Below are 18,889 nucleotides of genomic sequence, written 5' to 3' on the forward strand. Positions count from 1 at the left end.
TTCGAACTTGTCCTCAAGCTCGATTTCCTTGGCGACGGTCACGCCGTCCTTGGTGATGCGCGGCGCGCCGAACGACTTGTCGATGACGACGTTGCGGCCCTTGGGGCCGAGCGTGACCTTCACCGCGTCGGCGAGGATGTTGACACCGCGCAGCATGCGCTCGCGGGCATCACGGGAGAATTTTACGTCTTTGGCAGCCATTTTTAACTCCTGGCAAGGGCTTGGATTGAGCCCGGGAATTCAGTTGACGGAAAGGCCTGATATCAGCCGATGATGCCCATGATGTCGGATTCCTTCATGATCAGAAGGTCTTCGCCATTGAGCTTGACTTCGGTGCCCGACCACTTGCCGAACAGGATGCGGTCGCCGGCCTTGACGTCCAGCGGGACGAGCTTGCCGGCTTCGTCACGAGCGCCGGAGCCGACAGCGATGATCTCGCCTTCCTGCGGCTTTTCCTTTGCCGTATCGGGGATGATGATCCCGCCGGCGGTCTTGGATTCGGATTCGACCCGGCGAACGACCACGCGGTCATGAAGCGGGCGGAACTTCGACTTTGCCATTTTTTCTTCCTCGATGAGAACGGTGAGAACAGTTCCTCCGTCCGGCGGCGCCGGACATATGGTTAGCACTCACCAATGGCGAGTGCTAACGTGGCGCTGAAATAGGCTGCTGGCCTGCCAGTGTCAAGGCGCGACACGCTGCGCAAACGCGCGAAATTCGCATGAGGCGGTGTCGCCACGACCACTGAGCAGGTTCCGCAAAAGTGTTCTACGGTTTTGCGACAAGAACCTGCGGCAAACAAAGAAACCTAAGCGGACGGCGCGATGGCGAAGCGAGCGGAGTCTGCTTAGAGAAAGAGCCGCAGTTGGGTGTGGATGATCGACCGGTAGTCCTCGATGGTCTGGCGACTTTCCGCTTTGCCCTCGGCAAGCGCCAGGCGCACCACACCACCGGCTAGCTGGAAGATCAGGAGAACCATGCGTTCGAACTGCTCGCGCTTCTCGGGTTCGAGCAGGGCGATGACATGGTCGCAGAACATCTTGGCTTGATGCCGGGTTTCGGCGATGTCGAGATTCTTGAGCGCCTTGTCGGCCTGGATGGCGTTCTGCAGATCCTGGATGGCCGGATCGCCGGCGACACGGCTGAGATAGTCGTCAAGCAACCGGTCGGCAGCCACGATCACGTCCTTGGCCTCGCGGATGTCGGTGATGATCGCAGTCAATCGTGCCCGGCTGACTTCGGAAAACCGCTCGTAGAGCATCGCCAGGATCGCCGATTTGTTGGGAAAATAGTGGTAGACGGTGGCGATCGGCCCGCCCGCCAGCATGCCGACTTCCTTCATGGTGACGGCGTCGATGCCCTTTTCGCCGATCAGCCGCATGGTTGTCGACAGGATCGCGTCGATGCGCTCGCGGCTGCGCTCCTGCTTGGGTTTGCGCCTGAGCCTAGTCACTGTTCGCCTTGCTTCCGTCATGCACCGATCTTCCCCGACAATTCCGGCTCCATGGTTGACAAAATAATATGATCAAGTATCAGTTTTTGAATACTGATAGGTTGTCAGCTTTTTTGCGGCACGGCAAGGGACGTTGGGAGGCGGCTTTGGCATCTGGTGACGCGCATACCGGAAGCAGCGACTGGCTGGTCGGCAATCCGACCGGGGGGCAGCTTGCCTCGGCCCTGTGGATCGGTTCGGTCGGCCTGCTCATCCTCGGACTGCAGCCGGTGCTGCTCGGCGCCCTTTACACCGAAGGCCACGTCAGCGGCGACGAACTGGCGCTGGTCGCCACCGCCGAGATGATCGCCATCGCCATCGGCTCGGCCGTTGTGGCGATGCTGCTTTCGGCGCACAACATGCGCTGGAAAAGTGCGATCCTTTTGCTCCTGCTGGCGCTGGCGAATTTTTGGACGGCTTATGCCGCTGGCGCCAACATGCTGATTGCGGCCCGCGCCCTGGCTGGCCTCGCCGAGGGCGGCCTGGTGGCGGTCGCCACCGAACTGATTGCGCGTTCGCGGCGGGCCGAGCGCATCGGCGGCTATTTCGTCACCATGCAGACCCTGGCGCAATGTGCGCTTGCCCTGCTGCTGGCGCTCTATGTCATCCCGGCCGCAGGATCGGCGGGCGGCTTCATCGTTCTCGCCGTCGTCTGCATTGCCTCGCTGGCGGTCGCCGTCACGGTCCCTGGTGACTATGCTGATCTGCCCAAGGAAGAGAATCTGGCCAATGTGCTGACTGTTCCTTCGATCACCGCGCTGCTGTCGGTCTTCTGCTACTTCATGTTCTTCGGCGCAGTCTGGGCCTTTCTGGAGCCGCTTGGCGCACAATACGGCATCGATGGCCGCACCGTCGGCCTGATCGTCTCGGCCAGCCTCGCGGTTCAGGTCCTGGGCGCGATGACGGCGACCGTGTTCGAGGCGCGCATCGACTACCGCATTGCCATCGCCGTGATCGGTGCCGTCGCGTTTGTCAGCGCGCTGGTCCTCGCCAGCGGACCTGGCCTCACCACATTCTGGGTTGCCGCCTTGGTCATGGGCTTCATCCTCTTGTTCATCGTGCCTTACCAGATCCGCTTGGCGATCACCGCCGACGAGACGCGCACCGCCGTGCTGCTGGTGCCGGCCGCACAGCTTTTTGGCCTGGCGATCGGCCCGATCGCGGCGTCGCTGCTCATCGACGGCAAGGATTTTCGCCCGGTGCCGGAATTCGCCGCCGCCAGCGCCGTTGCCAGCGTGGCGCTGCTCGGCCTGTTCCTCCTCGTGTCGCGGCATCGCCGCGCCGTTGCCTGAGGAGGCGACATGTCGAACACCTGGAGCAACTGGTCCGGCTACGTCACCGCAGAACCGCGGCTGGTTGCCAGTCCCGCCGATGCCGGCGCGCTTGGCGATCTTGTTCGCACCGCACCCGGCCCGGTCCGCGTTGTTGGCGCCGGTCATTCCTTCACGCCGCTGGTGAAATCCGAGGGCACGATCCTGTCCCTGGAGAAGCTGGAAGGGCTGGTCTCGCACGACACCGAAAAACATCAGGCACGCGTGCGGGCAGGGACCCGGCTCGGCTCGTTGATGCACATCTTGCAAGACATCGGCCAGGGGCTGCCCAATATGGGTGACATCGATCGCCAGGCGATTGGTGGCGCACTCGGCACCGCCACGCATGGCTCGGGACCGACGCTCGGCGCCTACCACACGCAGCTTGAAACGGTGCAGATCGTCGACGGGCTGGGCAAGTTGCGTGACTTCAAGCGGGCAGGGGATCAGGAGACGATCCATGCCGTCGGCGTCGCGCTCGGCGCCTTCGGCGTGATGACCGAGGTGACGCTGAACAACATTGCGACCTACCGGCTGCGCCGCCGCAAATGGGTGCTGCCGATCGCCGACATGCTGCGCGATTTCGAAACGATGATGGCCGCGCATCGTTCGGCCGAATTCTACTACATTCCGTTTTCCGGCTATGCGCAGTTCATCGCCAGCGACTTCAGCACGGCGGCGACCACCACGCGTCCGACCGAGGATGACGAGGGTGGGTTGAGGACGCTGCGCCGGCTGCGCACCGGGCTCGCCTGGCTACCGTCGCTCCGCCGCCGGCTGATCCGCGACGCCGTCGCGAAGGTGCCGGCCGAGGACTATGTGCAGGATTGGCTCAACGTCTATGCCAGCGACCGGCAGACCAAGTTCAACGAGATGGAATATCATCTGCCGTTCGATGAGGGGCCGAAGGTACTGGCCGAGATCATCGAACTGACGGAGAAGCGCTTTCCCGAGGTGTATTTCCCGATGGAGGTGCGCTCGGTCGCACCAGACCAGTTTTGGCTTTCGCCATTCTACAACAGGCTGACCTGCTCGATCGCCATCCACCACGATGCGGCGAGCGATCCGCTGCCGTTCATGCGGGCGGCCGAGCCGATCTTCCGCAAATATGGCGGCCGGCCGCATTGGGGCAAGATGCACAGCCTGAAGGCGGCGGAGCTGAAAAAGCTCTATCCGCGCTGGGACGACGCCATGGCGGTGCGCCGCGACATCGATCCGCAAAACCGCTTCATCTCGCCCTATTTGGCAGGCCTGTTCGGCATCGAACGATGAGCGCCTATTTCGCCACTCTTTCGGGCGCGCTGAAGGAAGCCGGCATCTTTCAGCCCTGCCTGCTGCTCGATCTCGACCGGCTGGACCGCAACATTGCCCTGGTGAAAGCGAGGCTTGACCCCGGCCTTGCCGTGCGGCTGGTCGACAAGTCGCTCGCTTGCCTGCCTCTGCTGTCGCACATCGGCAAGGCTCTAGGCACCAATCGCTTCATGACTTTCCATCCGCCGATCAGCGGAGCGGTGTTGAAGGCATTTCCAGATGCCGATCTGCTTTATGGCAAGCCGATGCCGGTCCACGCGGCAAGGGCGGCACTGGTGAAAGGGGACGCCGACTGGTCGCGGGTGTGCTGGCTGATCGATACGCAGGAGCGGCTGGCCGCATATGGCGCGCTCGCGGCCGAACTCGGCACTGAGTTGCGCATTGCTTTCGAGATCGATGTCGGGCTGCATCGCGGCGGTTTTGCCAGCCCGGAGGCCTTGTCGCAGGCTCTTAAGTTGCTGCCGGCTCATAAACGGCTGCATTGCGAAGGCGTCATGGCCTACGAGGCGCATGCGCCGCATATTCCCAGCCTGTTCGGCGGGCCCGCCAAGGCGTTGGCGAAAGCCTCGGAACAGGCCACCGCCTTCGTTGCGTGCCTCGGCGCCGAGCAGCGCCGTATCTTGAACATCGGCGGCAGCAAGACCGCGCTGCTTCATCATGGCAGCGTGGCCAACGAGGTGTCGATGGGCTCGGCCTTTGTGCTGCCCAGCGATTTCGATACGCCCGGCCTCGAAGGCTTCCAGCCGGCAGCCTTTATCGCGACGCCGATCCTGAAGGTCGTCGAGCCGATGCTGCCCGGCCCGCCGGCCGTCACCTGCCTGCTGCAGGGGCTCGGCCGGTTTCCGCGCAAGGGGTGCTATCTCTATGGCGGCAAATGGATGGCCCAGCCGGTCTTTCCCGAAGGGATGAAGACGAGCGGCCTGCTCGGCCTCTCTTCGAACCAGCAATTCATGGGCCTTCCCCACGATGCGACCGCAAAGCCCGGCGACTACGCGTTCCTGCGCCCGACGCAGAGCGAGGCCGTGCTGCAGCAGTTTGGATCGATCGCCGTGTTTTCCGGTGGCAGGATAACCGATCGCTGGCCGGCACTGCCGATGGGATGACGGGGTCGCCACGGCCCGATCACAACAAGCCGCTTCGCCAAATACGTGCGCGATGAACGCCAATTGCTGCCAGCGGTCGGCAATGCTATGCAAAAAGAGTCGAAAAGGACCTTGGAGCGGCAAACGGTAAGCCCGCTCCTTCCATCGGATGGAAGCTCCGTTCTCATCTGGGAACCCACGGCAAGCCCAGGGCGTGCTTTACGTCCGGCTTGGCGTTCGGGGTTTTCGCGGATCGGCGTTCCTTCGTTTGCCAGGCGCCAACGAAGGAGAAGAAAAATGCCCATCATTCGTGCCAACACTGGCGTCATCACCCAGATCAACGTCTTCACCGTACCCGAGGGCGGCCAGCAGGCGCTGATCGACCTGCTGCAGGAGGCGGCGATGAGTTGCCGTGGCATTCCCGGCTGGATGTCCGCCAGCCTGCATCGAAGTCTCGATGGCACGCGTGTCGTCAACTATGCGCAGGCGCAGGATCACGCTGCCATGCGGCACGTCTTCGAGCATCTGCAGGCAAACGGCTTTCTTGAGCGGAACAAGGCCCTTGGGCTAGCCCATCCCGGCCTCTATGAGGTCGCTCTCACCGTGGAGTAATCCTCGCGGTCGCCGCTCGGCGGGCTGGTTCCCTAATGGAACCCAGCCCGTCTCCGAGCCTACGCCTTCACCGGTATCCAGATCTCCAGCCCGCCATTGCCGGTCCGCGGATCGAATTCGGGGCCGTAGCGCTCGAATTCGGGAGCATCCGCGATCTCGTGGCCGGAGGCCGGCAACCACTTGTTCCAGATGGTGTTGACCGTGCGGCGGATGGTCGAGATGTGCTCGCGGTGGGCGAATACGGCATATTTCTGCGCCGGCACGCGCACACGGCTGAGCTCCTTCGGCAGGTCGGAAAAGTCGGAAACCTCGACGCCGGCGATGTAGTCGAAATTGCCGGCATCGTCGCCGTTGACGCAGACGCCATAGGCGACGTTGCCGGTCTCGCCCGGAATGTTGCCGATATAGGGGCCGAAACGTTGCCACTGCATCGGAATGGCGGCGCTGGTTTCGCAGTTGTAGCGTTCGCCGAGGCCGGCGATCAGGAACGGCCGGCTGGTTTCGAAGCGCGGCGGTTCGAGGTTGGCAAGAAGGGACTGGTTCATCAGGATTGGCTCCACGAGGTCGAGATTGTCGAGCGTGCCTTGTGCGCGCACCAGTTCCGGCGTGGTGCCGAACTGGTCGCGGAAGGCGCGGGTGAAAGCCTCATGCGAGTTGTAGCCGGCGTCGAGCGCGACCGAGAGGATGTCGGGCGCCCCGCCAGCCAGCTTGCGTGCCGCCTCGGTCAGCCGGCGCGAGCGCATGTAGCCCATCACCGAACGGCCGGTGGCAGCACCGAAAGCCCGCGTCACATGAAAGCGCGACACGCCGCTGCTTTGCGCGACATCGTCGAGCGAGACCGCTTCGGGCAGATGGCTCTCGACGAACCACAGTGCTTTTTCGGTCGGGTTCATCGAGCTCTTTCCCGCATTGGCCAGATCATCTTGCCGTCTTTCTGCGGGGCCAGTTTGATCGAAATTGCGCCTCTCGTGCAATCGAAGGCGACTGCGATCTCTGGATGGCGCAAGGCGGTCGACCATCAGTCTTCCGCAATGCGGGATCAGGAAACAGCTGGGGCGGCGCAGGAATCTCTGACAACAAGGGTTGATTTCAGCCTCACGGAACGTGGTGCGGCGGACAATCCGTTGATCCGTTCGACAAGCATCTGCGCGGCCCTGTGGCCGATCTCATTGCAGGGCTGCGCGATCAAGGTCAGCCGAGGTTCGAAATAATCCGCCCACTCGAAATCGTCGAAGCCGGCAAGCGATATGTCTTGCGGTATTCTCAGGCCTGCGTTGCGGATCGCTGCCACGGCTCCGATCGTCGTCAGGTTGTTTCCGGTGATGATACCGGTCGGCGGATTTGCCAATCTCAGCAAGGATGCCACCGCGTTCTGAGTGGCCTCGAAATTCTGGTTCGAAGGCTGCAGGAGATCCGGGTCGAAGCCGATGTCGTTCCGCTTGAGCCCTTGTCTATAGCCTTCGATGCGCTCTCTGGTGGTGCTGAACCCCGCCTGGGCCCCGATCATACCGATCCGTTTGTGGCCAAGCCCTGCCATGTGCGAAACCAGATTGGCGACGGCCTGCTTGTTCTCGACGCCGACATGGTCGAAGGCGGACTCGGCAAACCTGTCGACAAGCACGGTCGGAATGCCGCTCTTCTCCAGATAGCGGACGGTCTTGTTTTCGGGATCGCCGCATGGGGCCAGGATGATGCCGTCGACCCTTCGCTCCTGCAACGCCTGCACCACGGCGAGTTCATGACCGGGCTCGTCGCGCGTATCGGCGAGGAAGACCAGCAGGCCGAGGCGCGCGCACTCGCTCTCGATGGCGCAGATGATGTCGCTGAAATAGGGATTGGTGATCGCCGATATGGCAATGCCGACATAGTTGCTGACGTTGCGCGCGAGTGACCGCGCTAGTGCATTCGGCTGATATCCCGTTGCAGCGATCGCCTCGTTCACCAAGGCGGTCTTTTCGGGGCTGACGAGGCGCGTGCCGTTGATGACATGCGATACGGTGGACGTGGACACACGAGCACGGCGAGCGACGTCGCTGATCGTTACAGTCGCTCTCGCCATCCCTCACCTCAATCCGGCGCCGGTCTGCCCGGGAACGTCCCGCGGCCGCCGATCCGCGCGCCGACTATTCATTGTTGTCGGCCATAATCAATGAGGTTTCTGCCGCTCTCGCCGTCGAAATAGTGGACATGGTCCATGTCGATGGAAAACAGCCGGCTTTCCCCAAGCTTGGAACGGTCGCTGGGCGGCAGCCGCGCGATGCACCTGTGATCGCCGATGCTGAGGTCGAGAAGAATTTCGTGGCCGAGATGCTGGACCACATCGACATTGAACGCGATCGAATCGACGCCTGGGATGGCGCCGGGCTGCAGGATCCTGAAATGTTCTGGGCGCACGCCCAACGTGACCATCGTTCCCTTCTGGCCAGCAAGCGCCGCGCGCCGGTTCTCCGGAACCGCGATCCGCAGTCCGCAGGCCTGGTCCGACAGGGAACTGCCATCGTACACAAGGCGCAGGAAGTTCATGGCGGGCGACCCGATGAAGCCGGCGACAAACTGGTTGGCAGGCCGATTGTAGACTTCGAGCGGCGCTGCCGCCTGCTGGATCTTGCCGCCATTCATGACCACAATCTTGCTGCCCATGGTCATGGCTTCCGCCTGGTCGTGCGTGACATAGACGGTCGTTGTTCCGATCTCCTGATGCATCTTGGTCAGGAAACTGCGCGCCTCGATGCGCATTTTCGCGTCGAGGTTGGACAGAGGTTCGTCCATGAGGAACACGCCGGGGCGGCGAACCAGCGCGCGCCCGAGTGCGACACGCTGCCGCTGACCGCCGGAGAGGGCCTTGGGCAGTCTGTCGAGCAGGTCATAGATGTGCAGCCGCTGCGCCACTTGCCGTATCTGCGTTTCGATATCGGCTTTCGGGGTTTTCCTGATCTTCATGCCGAACGCTATGTTGTCGCGAACCGTCATGTGCGGAAACAACGCATAGGACTGGAACACCATGGCGATGTCGCGATCCTTCGGCGGCAGCCCGGTAACGTCGCGCGCGCCGATGCGCAGCGTGCCGCCGGTGATCGATTCAAGCCCGGCGATCATGTTCAGCGTCGTCGTCTTGCCGCAGCCGGACGGGCCTACCAGCACGGTGAATTCGCCATCTTCTATGTCCAGGTTCAACCCGGACAGAACCGGTACCATCGCGTAGCGCTTCTCGACGTCCTTCAGGGACACTTCAGCCATTACAAATTCCTTATTGCAAAAAGCCCGCGGACATCAGCCCTTCACGGCGCCCGAGAGATTGCCGCCCGAGATCTGCCGGTAGGTGAGGATGAACAGCAGGACGATCGGCAACTGCGAGATGACGAGACCCGCGGCCGGCAGGTTGAAGACGGCGAGGTAGCGGTCGCTGTTCAGTTTCAGCATGCCGACCGTCACCGGAAAATTGTCCTCGCTGTTGAGGAACACCAGCCCGAACACGAATTCCTTCCAGATGGCGATGAAGTTCAGCGTGTAGCCGACGAGAATGCCGGGAACCGACAGCGGCAGGATCACCTTCCAGAAAACCTGGAAGTCGGTCGCGCCCTCGACATAGGCGGCCTTCTCGATTTCCGGTGGAATTGTCGTCATGAAGCCGCGCAGGATCAGAACCTGCAAGGGCATTCCATAGACGCCGTGAACGATGATCAGGCCGATCTTGGTATCCAGCAGGTGGAATGTGCGCAGCGTGTCGTAGAGCGGGATCAGCACCGTCTGCTGCGGCAGCATGAGGCCGGTCAGCAAAAGGCCGAATATCCACTTGCGCCCGGGAACGTTCATACGGCTGAGCGCGAAGGCGGGTACCAGCGCCAGCGCCACCGCGAGCGCCGACCCGGCCGTCGCATAGATCAGGCTGTTTCTCAAAAGCGTGCCGAACCCAAGTCCAAACCAGACGTCGATGTAGGGCTGGATCGTCGGCGACTTCGGCAAGGCGAACGGCCCCGCCAGAAATTCGGCGTTCGACTTGATCGACGTCATCACGATCAACAGCAGCGGTCCGAGCCATACGGCAGCTAGCACCAGCATGAGGGCGGTTGCGGCGAGTTTGGGCAAAACCGCAAGGAGGCGGCTGCGGCCAGCGGCGTTCATGGTCGTGTCAGACATCGAAAGCACCCTTCAGGACCTTGCCGAGCAGGACAGCGGCCAGCGACCCGGCAATCACCAGGATGACGACGCTGAGCGCTGCGCCGTAGCCGAAGCGGGAATTCCAGAAGCTCTCCATGTAGACGAGATAGCCAAGCACGTTGGTCATGCCGAAAGGCGCTCCTTTGGTCAGCACGGCGATCAGGTCGAAAGCGCGCAGCGATTCGAACAGCGTGAGCATGACGATGATCGCGGTGACAGGACGCAGCTGGGGCAGGGCGACGCTGCGGATCATGCGCCAATGTCCCGCGCCCTCGATACGCGCGGCGTCGAATGTTTCCTTCGGAACGTCGCCGAGGCCGGCGAAGTAGAAGATCATCGGCATGCCGGTGAATGCCCAGCCGGAAATGACCGCCAGCGTATAGAGCGCGATGCGGTAGTCGCCGAACCATTCATGCACCAGGAAGCCGAGGCCGACCGACCGCAGCAAGGTGTCGAAGGCGCCGAATACCGGATTGAGGATCAGGAGGAACATCAGGCCGACCGCGATCAGCGACATGGTCACCGGAAAGAAGACGATGGTGCGCAACAGCGACGGGGCAAACACCAGGCGCGCCTTCATCACATAGGCGATCAGGAAACCGAGCGAGACGGGGAAGACCAGCGAAACCACCAGCCACTTGGCGTTGTTGACCAGCGCTATGTAGAAATACTTGTCGTGGAACAGGTAGGCGTAGTTGGCGAAGCCGACGAATTTCTTCTGCGGCGCCATGCCGTTCCATTCGAAGAAACTGAGGTAGATCGTGTAGATGATCGGGTAGCCGATGAAGCAGGCGAACACCAGCAGCGGCACCGCGACGCCGAACACGGTTACGAACACATGCTGGCGGGCGTAGCCGATAAAGGTGCCATCATCGAAGCGCTTTGCGCTGCTGGCCATGGTGTCGCGCCTTTCGATTGGTTCAGGAAACGGCCCTTGGTTCAGGAAACGGGTTGGGCAGCGTCGTTGATGCGGCGTCGCCAACATCCCGGCTCCGGCGGTTCGGATAGCGGCCTTGGCGATGAAGCACATGTCTGTCGTGGCAGACACGGGAGAGGCGCATGGCGCCTCTCCCGGTTCGTTCGCGCTTACGACTTCTTGACGCGCGCCGCCTCGTCCTCGGTCAGCTTCATCGCGTCTTCAGGCGACATGGCGCCGGCCAGAACGCCCTGGACGCCATCGAGGAACTTGTCCGAAATCGCTGGTGGCGTGGCATGGTCGACATGCATGAAGGTGAAGGAGCCGGACTCGGCCATCGCCTTGCCGAGGCGCTGCTCCATTTCGCTCAGCTTCGACAGGTTGGAATTGACGTTCGACGGGAAAGGCTTGTCGATCTCGAGCTTCTTGCTCATCGCTTCGTCGGACACCATCCAGTCGAGAAACTCCGCTGCCGCGTCCTTGTTGGGGCTGTTTTCGTGGATCATGATTGTGTCTTCGGCGAACACCGACATCACCGGCTTCTTGCCCGGAAATGCCGGCATCGGGAAGAAATCCATGGGAACGACGCAGCATTGCGGCTGGTCGCCACGGAAGCGGCCGAGATTGAACGAGCCCTGATACCAATGCAGGCCCTTGCCCTGCGTCCACGGCACCATGGCAGGTCCGAGATCGATCGAGTTGAACGACGGCTCGAACATGCCGTCCGTGGCCAGCTTCTGCATCATGGCCGTGACATCGACGGCACGCGGATCGGTCCACGGAATGGTGCCGTTGATCAACCCGTCATAGACGTCCAGACCGTGCTTGTTGACCAGGATTGCCGACCACATGAACTGCGATGGCCACTTCTTCTGGTTGGCCAGCATGAAGGCGGCGAGGCCCGCCTCCTTGCCCTTCTGCGCGTTGGCCATGAGCTCGTCCCATGTGGTGGGAACCTTGAGGCCAAGCTGCTCGTAGATGTCCTTCCGGTACCAGACCACGGAAGCACACATTTCCGTCGGCACGAAATGCTTCTTGCCGTTGTAGATGGACAACGTCACGCCGGCCGGGTTGAGTTTCTTTTCCCAGCCGTATTTTTCATAATAGGGCGTTAGATCCGCCGAGAATCCATTGTCGACGATTTCCTTGCCGCGTCCGCCTTCCCAGGAATAGAAAAGGTCCGGTGGATTGCTCGAGGACAGCTCGATGGTCTGCTTGGTCTTGTAGGTCTCGCCGTCGACGCTGGCGCCGGTGACATGGACCCGATCCCCGTTCTTCTTGTTCCACTCGTCGATCAGCCAGTTGGCGTAGACCTCCGAAGACGGCCATGGCGCCCGGTAGAAATACCTCAGTTCGGCTGGCGCGGCCCGCGCCATCTTGACCCCTGACGCCGCCGCCACGGCGGTCGCGCCAAGTGCAGCGGAAGCCTTCATGAAGGTGCGGCGAGACAGTCCATTCTGCTTGATGTTCATCGTTTTCCTCCCGGTTCAATCTGACAAATGACAGGCAGCACCAGGCCGCCACGAAGCGCGGGCGCGACGTGTGCACAATGGCTGTTGCTGGTCCTCCGAAGGCGAACGCGGCGGCGTGGGTTCTATGCTGCCAAATTCGTCACGGAGAATGAATTAATCTAATCGAAGCGCTTGCGCAAGCGCTTCGATTGACCATTTCCATCTTTTTCTGTCGCATCTCCAGGCCGGCCGACGAAATCCGCGTTGTCGACTGGGCCGCGACCTTCACCTGTCCGGCGGGCGGCAAAGGAGCGGTCGACATGGCAAAGAAGGTCCTGCCCGATTGCGGCTCTTCGGTTGAACCCGACGTCACTGTCGAGATCACGGCAATCACCCGACGCGAACGCAAAGCAGATGATTTTCAAAGAAGCGCGGCTGCACGGAAATAATGCCATCAAGGGCTAGGTTCAGCGATGAGCCTCACCCTTGTCGCGTCGGCACTTACTCATGGAGACGTCTGCTGCGTCCCTCAGGGTTTGCGCAGGATGACCTTTCTCGTCGCCGCGTTCTCGACGGCGATCCTGGTCTAGGTAGCTGGTGTCATCGGCTTCGTCGGACTGATGACCCGCATCTGTCGCGGCCGTCACCATGCTCATCCGCAACCGGCTCTGATCGCGGTGGGCCTGATCGCGGTGGGCAAGAGTTTGCCGACTCAGACCGTCCAGAAATAGCGCACGATGTGAAAGAAGACCGGGGCAGCGAAGACCAGGCTGTCGGTGCGGTCCATAATGCCGCCATGGCCTTCGATCAGGTGGCCCCAGTCCTTGACGCCCTGGTCGCGCTTGATGGCCGACGCGACCAGCCCGCCCAGAAAACCCATCGAGCAGGCGACGAAGGCCACGGCTGCCGCCTGCAGCGGCGAGAAGGGCGTCACAAACGACAGCAGCGCGCCGAGCAGGCTCGCCGACACCAGTCCGCCGATCAGGCCTTCCCAGGTTTTCGACGGCGAGACGTTCGGCGAAAAACGGTGTTTTCCGAAGAGCTTGCCGAAGATGTACTGCAGAACGTCGCTGCCTTGCACGACGATGATCAGGAAGGCGATCAGCAACAGGTTGCGGCCTTCGAAATCAGGCACATTGAGTGTCAGCAGCGCCGGAACATGGCTGACGCAATAGACCGAGATCATCACCGCCCATTGCTGCGCCGCAATCCGCTCGAGAAAGCGTTCGGTGTCGCCATGCAGCGCTGTGATGGCCGGCATCAGCAGGAAGCAGTAGACCGGAATGAAGATGACGAAGAGCCCGTACCAGGCGGTCCACACCAGCCAGTATTGAAACGGTATGATGATGCCGAACATGCCGAGCAGAACCCAATGGTCGCTGCGGCTTGTATGCGTCAGCGTCACGAATTCGCGAAGCGCCGCGAAGGAAATCAGCGCGAACAGGATGGTCATGCCGTAGCGGCCGAAGAAGAAGGCGACCGTTATCAGCACCACCATCACCCACCAGGCGTTGATGCGCTGCGTGAGGTTGACCAGCGTTGAACTGAGCGGCTTTGGCGCCCGCGCCGAAAGTATGGCGGCGACGATGCTGGCAGTGGTCAGCACCGCCAGCAGGCCGATAATCAGAATGGAGATCTCGTGGCGCATCAATCGTCTCGCTCGGGGCGCGGGTTGAGCGCCAGAAGCGTGGCGTGGGCGCGCTCGAGAAAGGCGCGGCGTTCTTCGCCCGGAGCCACCGCCACCGGCGCGCCGAAGACGACGCGGCACAGCAGTGGCACCGGCAGGAATTGGCCCTTGGGCAGCACACGCGACATGTTCTCGATCCAGCACGGGATCAGCTCGACCTCCGGCCGCGCCATCGACAGGTTGTAGAGCCCGGAGCGGAAGGCCAGCAGCGGCTCCTCGGTCATGTTGCGGGTGCCCTCGGGAAACAGGATCAGCGAATGGCCCTGGTCGAGAACCGACAGCATGATCTCGATCGGGTTTTCTTCAGGTTTCGTCCATTGCCGGTTGATGAGCACCGACGACAGCATGTCCTCGGCGATGAAGCGGCGCAGCCGCGACTTTCCCCAGTACTCGCCGGCGGCGACCGCGTGGGTGATCGCGCGCTCCTTTTCGCTCAGGCAGGCCGACAGCAGGATGAAGTCGCCATGGCTGGTGTGATTGGCGAAATAGATGCGCTGCCGGTCGGACGGCAGGCTGCCATTCCAGATCGGACGCACCCCGGTCACCACCCAGGCCAGCGCCGAGAGGCCGACGGAGGTTACCGTCTGCAGCAAGGTGAAGGTCGTGAGCGAAAGCTTGTTCATCGCGGCGCCCAAAATCCCGCCGCCAGAAGCGCTGCGGCAAACAGGGCCAGGGCCGCGCGCTGCTTGAACAGCAAGCGGCGCGTCCCGGCCATGCGGTCGTCGAGCGAGCGTGTCGTGGACGGGGAGGGTTTCAGGCGCATGCGTGCCAATATGCCATCCACCGCGACACCACCGGAAGCCTCGTCATTCTGGCTGGCCATCAGCCGGAACAACAGCGCGTCGAACACCAGAAGCGCCGACAGCGCCAGCACGGCAACGGCGCTCGCGGCTAAGACCGACAGCGCAATGGCCGCAGGCAAGGTCTCGAAGGCGCCGCGCGCCGAAGCCGCCAGGGGCGCAAGAACATTTGCGGCCACCACAACGGCAGCCGGCCATGCGGCCTGCTGCATCAGCACACGGGCGAAGCGCTCGACGCGTTCCTGGTAGGCATTGCCCGTCATGACGCCGCTCGCTCCGTGGCCTCGGCAAGATGAACCGGCCGGCCGGTGGCCATCAGCATCTCGCGGGCAAGCGCCGGCGTCTTGGCCCTGCCGGTCGCCACCAGCCATTCGGCGACAACGCCTGCGCTGCGCTGAAAACCGAGCGCGCAGCAGACCAGCACCGTGCCGTCGCGGCGCGCGCTTTCCAGCGCGCTGGCTGCCTGCTGCTGTACTGTCACCGGCGGCGGCAACAGATCGATCATCGGAAAGCTAATCCAGCGGCAATCCGCTCCCGCCGGCTTTTCAAGTTCGGCGGCGAGGTCGATCACGGTGCCGAAGCCGTTGGCTTCGCTTGCCGTTGGAAAGCGGCCGAAAAAGACGCCATCACTGACGGTGACGAGCGGCGGAAGCTTGCGCGTCCATATGGCGACATTCACCCCAGCGCCGAGCCGGTAGGGCCAAAGCAGGACCCGGCTTGCCAGGGACACATAGCCTTCCGCAGTCTTCTGGAACACCTTTGCGCCGGCCCCGGCATAGGCGAAGGCAACGATGGCCAGCGCCAGCGCCGGCCAGAGCAGGAAGAGCGCGACGCCGGAAAAGAAGGCGCCGAGCGCGGCACCGGCCAGCGCAAGGAAAGCGCCCAGCGCATAGAACAGCGCCAGCCGGCGCGTCTTGGCATCGCTGGTCGGCCGGGCGCCTGAAAACGGCAACTCGCCGGTGCGCGGAAACAGCCACAGGGCGAAAAACCCGAGCAGCGCGCCGGTCGGGATGTCGATGAAATGATGTTGCCATGTCGTCAGCACCGAAGCGCCGATCAGGAAGCACCAGCCATGCCAGAGCGGCAGGAGAGGGCCGCCGAGCCGGTGGCGCCAGTGGTCCCAGATGATCACCAAAAGGGCGATGTGCAGCGATGGCGCCTGGTTGAACGGCTTGTCGAAACCGCCAAGTACGGCAAACAGGAAACCTGGCAAGCCGGTCGTTGCAGGCCGCACGAACGTCGCGGTCAGCGGGAACAGGATAAAACAGGCAACGGCGACGATCTGCGCCGTGAGATAACGCCCTGCTAGGCGGTCGACCCCTTGCCTGCTGTCGTTGAGCAGCAGCGACAGTCCGTAGAACAGGTTGATCGACCAGTAAGGCACGATGGTCCAGGCGAGGAAGGGGATGCTGTGCTCCCAGGAGAACACGATGCTGCCGACGTCGTCGCGCCGCGACGCCAGCCAGTTGGCGAAGCCGTAGGAGAGGTAGAAGAACGGCGCCAGGAAGGCCAGCCAAAGCGCTGCCCTGACGACCACCCGGCCATAAGGTTCGGCACGCACCGTGGATGCAAGCGATGACACCATCCTGTTCAGCGGCGCCGTGCGACCGAGACGGTGAAGATGCCCCATTGGTCGATGCGCTGGTCGAGCTTGTCGAAACCGGCGGCTTCGACGAGCTGGTCCATCTCGCCTTGCGTGCGCCGGCGCATCACCCAGGCCTGGCCGCCGCGATGCGAGGTCAGGCTGCGGGCGATCATCTCGAGCTGCGGATGCCAGGGCTGGTTGGTGTAGAGCAACAGGCTGCCCGGTTGCATGGCGTGCGCAAGCCCACCGAGCGAGCGGGCGATCATCGCATTGTCGGAGAACAGCTCGTAGAGGCCGGAAACGATGGCGAGATCGGGCGCCGGATCGATCGAGGCGAACATGTCGGCATCAAACGCGTCTGCGCGCTGGAACGAGACGCTGGCCGGCAATTGCCGCTCGGCGATCAGCTTGCGGCCGAGCTGGACATTGAGGTCGGAATAATCCTGCAGGCGCACGCTCGCCGGCTGGTCGGGGCTCTTCACGATGGCATCGAGAACATAGCGGCCATGGCCGGCGGCGATGTCGAGAATGTGCGCCGGCCGGCCGGCGGCCTTGAGCGTCGCCAGGCAAGAGCCGATCAGTTCTTCGAGATGCAGCTTGCGCTGGCGGATGCCGCGCCAGCCAATGGCTTCCAGGAAGATGCGGTCGACGGCGCGGCCAAGCTGTGTAAGACCCCGCGCGTCGTTCTCGTAGACGTAATCCAGCGTCGAGCCGGAATCGAAGCCGGTGGTGATGCCCGCCTTCATACCCGACGAGAACCAGGCGCCCATGCGGATGGAGGCACGGCTGAAAGCCCAATAGAGGCCCTTGGGCGACAAAAGATCGAGCGGCGAGGCAAGCCTGTCGGCCTCGTCGCGCGTGTAGCCGGCGATATCCGCCTGCTTCAGGTCGACCGGCGCATCCGGCGCGGCGAACTGTTTTGCCAGGAACGGCCGGATCAGGTCGAGGGCCTGCGCCCGGTCGCGCTCGCCCAGCGTGTCATGGAAGAAACCCGGCAGCACATGGCGTTCCTTGGTACGACTGCCGAGATTGACGAAGAATTCGTGTTGCGGGCCGTGGCGCACCACCCAGTCGCTCCCCGAAAGCAGAAGCTGCGTCGGCACGGTGATGGCGCGGGCGTCGGCAACGATGCGGGCCGCGTGCTGATAGAGTTCGACCAGGATGTTGGAGGCGATCGGCCGCGTGATCAGCGGATCGCTCTCGAAGGAGGCGATGCGCACGGGATCGTGGGTCAGGAATTTCGCCTTCACGTAGGAATTGACGAAGAAGCGGCCTTTGATCTTCTGCCAGAACGCGATGCCTTCCTTGGCGAAAGGCACGTAGAGCTTGACCGAAAAGGCTGGTGAGGCCAGCACCATGGCACGCAGCTTCGGCGCATAGTCGTGCACCCAGGCGGCGGCGAGCACGGCGCCGAAGGATTGCGCGATCAGCGCAACATCCTGCGTGGCAAAGCCATCCCTGGCGGCGATCTCGCGCATGAAGCAGTCGATGTCGCGCACCAGGGCCGAGAAGGAAGGAGCATAGCCGCGCTCGCCGGACGAGCGACCATTGCCGCGGGCATCCCAGGCATAGAAGGCGTGATCCGGCATCTGCAATTCGTCGACGAGATGGGCCATGCGACCGCCATGCTCGTGGCCGCGGTGGAAGAGCACCACCGCACCCTTGGCATTGGCGGAAGCTGCCGGCCAGAAGCGGTAGAAAATCTCCGTCCCGTCATGGCTGCGGAAGACACGCTCTTGCGCTTGCCGCTCAAGGTTTTCCGCAGCCGCGGCGGCGATTGGTTCGTGCATCATGGTCTTTCCCTCTGGCGACATGGCGAAGCCTCGATGCTTAGCTGGCGTTGCCAATAAGGCCGGCGCGTATCCGGTTTATGGCGGTCAACAGCGAAAGCGTTGCCATGGCTGGAAACACAAGCGGCGCGATGGAAGCCGGCCAGAGCCCGGCGGCGCACAGCACGGCGACCACGCCCAGCGCCCTGTCGCTCTTGCCGAACGGCCCGGCATAGTTTCGCCCGATCCCGGCGGCGATGCCGAGCACGCCGGCGAATTCTGTCAGCACGGCGGTCAGGGCGAAGGCGATGACGCCCCATGGGCTGAACTCTGGAAAGGCGGCGAACGGCAGGATCAGCGCAAGGTCCGAAACGACGTCGCAAATCTCGTTCAGATACATGCCGAGCGTCGAGGCCTGCCCGTGTTCCCGCGCCAGCATGCCATCCACGGCATTCAGCGCCATGCGCACGAACATCACGACGGGAACGAGCAGCAGCAGCGAGCGCCATTCATGCAGGATCGCGATGGCCGTTCCGGCCGCGATCGACATCAGGGCCGCCAGGATGGTTATGCTGTTTGCGGTGACGCCGATTGCCGCCAGCCGATTGACCAGCGGCCGCAACCTTCCCTGGAAAGCCGGCTTGAGAGCGTAAAGCGTCGGCATTTCGTTGATCCCCCGATCCTGACCAGCGGCTGTACATCAATATGTCACACGC

General features: G+C 62.7%; 20 protein-coding genes. 5 read left to right on the forward strand and 15 right to left on the reverse strand.

Annotated features, from left to right (window positions below):
* The 3 genes from ACFFNA_RS37570 to ACFFNA_RS37580 all read right to left on the reverse strand — a co-directional run.
* A partial coding sequence (locus ACFFNA_RS37570) for a TCP-1/cpn60 chaperonin family protein (protein ID WP_281034660.1) occupies positions 1-201 on the reverse strand: 201 nt, incomplete at its 3' end.
* A 62-nt stretch (positions 202-263) separates the two neighbouring features.
* Positions 264-560: a co-chaperone GroES gene (groES, locus tag ACFFNA_RS37575; RefSeq protein ID WP_006203049.1), complete on the reverse strand. Its 297-nt coding sequence runs from the start codon at positions 558-560 to the stop codon at positions 264-266.
* Between the two features lie 287 nt (positions 561-847).
* On the reverse strand, positions 848-1,474 hold the full coding sequence (locus tag ACFFNA_RS37580) for a TetR/AcrR family transcriptional regulator (protein ID WP_378925161.1): 627 nt from the start codon (positions 1,472-1,474) through the stop codon (positions 848-850).
* A gap of 125 nt (positions 1,475-1,599) precedes the next feature.
* Between ACFFNA_RS37580 and ACFFNA_RS37585 the strand changes: the two genes are divergently transcribed.
* The 4 genes from ACFFNA_RS37585 (at position 1,600) to ACFFNA_RS37600 (ending at position 5,807) form a co-directional block, all read left to right on the forward strand.
* The gene (locus ACFFNA_RS37585) at positions 1,600-2,784 is read left to right on the forward strand and encodes an MFS transporter (protein ID WP_378925163.1); all 1,185 of its coding nucleotides are present in this window, start codon (positions 1,600-1,602) and stop codon (positions 2,782-2,784) included.
* A gap of 9 nt (positions 2,785-2,793) precedes the next feature.
* Entirely contained in the window at positions 2,794-4,074 is a 1,281-nt protein-coding gene (locus ACFFNA_RS37590) for a D-arabinono-1,4-lactone oxidase (RefSeq protein ID WP_378925165.1), read from the forward strand.
* On the forward strand, positions 4,071-5,216 hold the full coding sequence (locus tag ACFFNA_RS37595) for a DSD1 family PLP-dependent enzyme (RefSeq protein ID WP_378925167.1): 1,146 nt from the start codon (positions 4,071-4,073) through the stop codon (positions 5,214-5,216). The genes ACFFNA_RS37590 and ACFFNA_RS37595 overlap by 4 nt, the downstream gene beginning before the upstream one ends.
* A 276-nt stretch (positions 5,217-5,492) precedes the next feature.
* A complete protein-coding gene (locus ACFFNA_RS37600; RefSeq protein WP_378925169.1) occupies positions 5,493-5,807 on the forward strand; it encodes an antibiotic biosynthesis monooxygenase family protein in 315 nt (104 codons plus the stop codon).
* A gap of 59 nt (positions 5,808-5,866) precedes the next feature.
* Here the strand turns inward: ACFFNA_RS37600 and ACFFNA_RS37605 are convergent, their stop codons facing one another.
* From ACFFNA_RS37605 to ACFFNA_RS37630, 6 genes are all read right to left on the reverse strand, one after another.
* The gene (locus ACFFNA_RS37605; RefSeq protein WP_378925171.1) at positions 5,867-6,700 is read right to left on the reverse strand and encodes an AraC family transcriptional regulator; all 834 of its coding nucleotides are present in this window, start codon (positions 6,698-6,700) and stop codon (positions 5,867-5,869) included.
* Positions 6,701-6,846: 146 nt separating this feature from the next.
* The gene (locus ACFFNA_RS37610) at positions 6,847-7,866 is read right to left on the reverse strand and encodes a LacI family DNA-binding transcriptional regulator (RefSeq protein WP_378925172.1); all 1,020 of its coding nucleotides are present in this window, start codon (positions 7,864-7,866) and stop codon (positions 6,847-6,849) included.
* Between the two features lie 68 nt (positions 7,867-7,934).
* Positions 7,935-9,044, reverse strand: coding sequence for an ABC transporter ATP-binding protein (locus tag ACFFNA_RS37615; RefSeq protein ID WP_378925174.1), 1,110 nt, complete (start codon positions 9,042-9,044; stop codon positions 7,935-7,937).
* Between the two features lie 33 nt (positions 9,045-9,077).
* Positions 9,078-9,944 (reverse strand): carbohydrate ABC transporter permease, encoded by an 867-nt coding sequence (locus tag ACFFNA_RS37620; protein ID WP_111545891.1) that lies wholly within the window; start codon positions 9,942-9,944, stop codon positions 9,078-9,080.
* On the reverse strand, positions 9,937-10,863 hold the full coding sequence (locus ACFFNA_RS37625) for a carbohydrate ABC transporter permease (RefSeq protein ID WP_167458572.1): 927 nt from the start codon (positions 10,861-10,863) through the stop codon (positions 9,937-9,939). The genes ACFFNA_RS37620 and ACFFNA_RS37625 overlap by 8 nt, the downstream gene beginning before the upstream one ends.
* Positions 10,864-11,051: 188 nt before the next feature.
* Positions 11,052-12,353: an ABC transporter substrate-binding protein gene (locus ACFFNA_RS37630; protein WP_111545927.1), complete on the reverse strand. Its 1,302-nt coding sequence runs from the start codon at positions 12,351-12,353 to the stop codon at positions 11,052-11,054.
* Between the two features lie 299 nt (positions 12,354-12,652).
* Here ACFFNA_RS37630 and ACFFNA_RS37635 point away from each other — a divergent pair, with 299 nt between their 5' ends.
* Positions 12,653-12,781 carry a hypothetical protein gene (locus ACFFNA_RS37635; protein ID WP_281004958.1) on the forward strand — a complete coding sequence of 43 codons (129 nt, stop codon included), beginning with the start codon at positions 12,653-12,655 and terminating at the stop codon, positions 12,779-12,781.
* A 263-nt stretch (positions 12,782-13,044) separates the two neighbouring features.
* On the opposite strand, the gene ACFFNA_RS37640 is transcribed toward ACFFNA_RS37635, so the two are convergent.
* From ACFFNA_RS37640 to ACFFNA_RS37665, 6 genes are read right to left on the reverse strand one after another with little or no spacing between them, the layout of a single operon-like run.
* On the reverse strand, positions 13,045-13,980 hold the full coding sequence (locus tag ACFFNA_RS37640; protein ID WP_378925177.1) for a phosphatidate cytidylyltransferase: 936 nt from the start codon (positions 13,978-13,980) through the stop codon (positions 13,045-13,047).
* Positions 13,980-14,642: a lysophospholipid acyltransferase family protein gene (locus tag ACFFNA_RS37645; RefSeq protein WP_378925179.1), complete on the reverse strand. Its 663-nt coding sequence runs from the start codon at positions 14,640-14,642 to the stop codon at positions 13,980-13,982. The genes ACFFNA_RS37640 and ACFFNA_RS37645 overlap by 1 nt, the downstream gene beginning before the upstream one ends.
* On the reverse strand, positions 14,639-15,082 hold the full coding sequence (locus ACFFNA_RS37650; RefSeq protein ID WP_378925181.1) for a hypothetical protein: 444 nt from the start codon (positions 15,080-15,082) through the stop codon (positions 14,639-14,641). Before ACFFNA_RS37650 ends, ACFFNA_RS37645 begins: the two co-directional genes overlap by 4 nt.
* Positions 15,079-16,404 carry a phosphatase PAP2/dual specificity phosphatase family protein gene (locus ACFFNA_RS37655; RefSeq protein WP_378925183.1) on the reverse strand — a complete coding sequence of 442 codons (1,326 nt, stop codon included), beginning with the start codon at positions 16,402-16,404 and terminating at the stop codon, positions 15,079-15,081. Before ACFFNA_RS37655 ends, ACFFNA_RS37650 begins: the two co-directional genes overlap by 4 nt.
* 5 nt (positions 16,405-16,409) lie before the next feature.
* On the reverse strand, positions 16,410-18,194 hold the full coding sequence (locus tag ACFFNA_RS37660; RefSeq protein WP_167458581.1) for a bifunctional alpha/beta hydrolase/class I SAM-dependent methyltransferase: 1,785 nt from the start codon (positions 18,192-18,194) through the stop codon (positions 16,410-16,412).
* A gap of 40 nt (positions 18,195-18,234) precedes the next feature.
* Positions 18,235-18,837: a CDP-alcohol phosphatidyltransferase family protein gene (locus ACFFNA_RS37665; RefSeq protein ID WP_378925185.1), complete on the reverse strand. Its 603-nt coding sequence runs from the start codon at positions 18,835-18,837 to the stop codon at positions 18,235-18,237.
* Positions 18,838-18,889 lie beyond the last annotated feature (52 nt).

This window comes from Mesorhizobium kowhaii (genome assembly GCF_042431665.1).
In the GTDB taxonomy this organism is placed as follows: Bacteria; Pseudomonadota; Alphaproteobacteria; order Rhizobiales; family Rhizobiaceae; genus Mesorhizobium; species Mesorhizobium kowhaii.